A 1,287-nucleotide genomic window follows, 5' to 3' on the forward strand; every position below is an offset into this window, starting at 1 on the left:
GGCCGGCGCCACGCGGCCCGTTCGGTGGCGGCCGCGGACCCTTCGGCGGCCCGTTCGGTGGCGGCCGCGGACCCTTCGGCGGCCCCTTCGGCGGGCATGGTCCCTTCGGTGGGCATGGTCTCTTCGGCGGCGGCCACGGCTTCGGGGGCTTCGGCGGCGGGCACGGCTTCGGGGGCTTCGGGGGCGGCCACGGCTTCGGCGGCTTCGGGCACAGGTAACCGTTCGGCGCCGCCAGGCGTGTCTAGGCCCGCGAGCTGGGGTGGCGGACTAGGGTCTGGTCGCGACGCGCGGGGGCAATCAGGCTGTCAGCGAACAAGTTTCGAGAACGGGGGAGCGGTGGACATCGTCCTTGGGATGTCTCTCGCAGCGGAGACGGTCCGCATGGTGCTCGTCGAGGGCGAAGGCGCCGGTGGCGTCACCGTCGACCAGGCCGACTTTCGGGTCCCGGGTGTCACCGCGGCCGATCAGGTGATCGAGGCGATTCTCGGGACCACCGAAAGCGCGGCCGAAAGCGGCTATCGGGTGAAATCCAGCGGGGTGACGTGGACGGATCAGACCGCCGCGACCGCGCTGCGAAATGCCCTGGCGGAACGCAAGATCGAAAACGTCATGCTGGTCTCGGCGTTCGTGGCCGCTGCGGCGCTGGCTCAGGCGGTCGGCGGCGCAACCAATTGCGCCCGCACCGCACTGCTGTTCGTGGAGCCGACTGCCGCGACGCTGGCCGTCGTCGAGACGGCGGACGGGTCGATCGCCGACGTGCAACAAAAGCCGTTACCCCACCGCGACGAAGCGGCGATCGCGGAGCTGGCGGCGATGGTCTCTGGCGCCGAATCGATGCGCGCTCGTCCCGACGGGGTATTCCTCGTCGGCTCCGGTGTTGACATCCCGTCGATCAAGCCAGCGCTGGAAGCGGCGACTTCGCTGTCGGTGACGGCGCCCGAGGAACCCGAGATGGCCCTGGCGCGGGGTGCCGCGTTGGCGTCGGCCAACCAGCAATTGGGGGCGCCGAGCACGGTAGCCATGCCCTACGTCGCGGGCCCTGCGCCTCCGCTGGCCTATAGCGCCGAGGCCGACCCTTCGACCGACGACTACCGGCAAGACGGCGAGCGCGGAAGCCGAAAACTGTTGGCAGTCCTCGGCGCGACCGCGATTCTCGCCGTCGGCGCCGTGGCGCTCGCGCTCGCCGTCGGCATCCGGCCGCATGCAGACCAACGACCGGACATCAGCAAGAACGTCGTCGCCCCGGCGACTCAGGCGGCGCCACCACCCGCGCAAGCCCCGCCGCCC

The 1,287-nt window shown here is 71.3% G+C and carries 2 protein-coding genes; one reads left to right on the plus strand and one right to left on the minus strand.

What is annotated here, in order from left to right:
* A partial coding sequence (locus BN4348_RS63190) for a hypothetical protein (protein ID WP_211145792.1) occupies positions 1-212 on the minus strand: 212 nt, incomplete at its 3' end.
* Between the two features lie 124 nt (positions 213-336).
* Between BN4348_RS63190 and BN4348_RS57510 the strand changes: the two genes are divergently transcribed.
* A partial coding sequence (locus tag BN4348_RS57510; protein WP_235852834.1) for a DUF7159 family protein occupies positions 337-1,287 on the plus strand: 951 nt, incomplete at its 3' end.

Origin of the sequence: Mycobacterium interjectum, assembly GCF_900078675.2 — a bacterium.
Classification (GTDB): Bacteria; Actinomycetota; Actinomycetes; order Mycobacteriales; family Mycobacteriaceae; genus Mycobacterium; species Mycobacterium interjectum.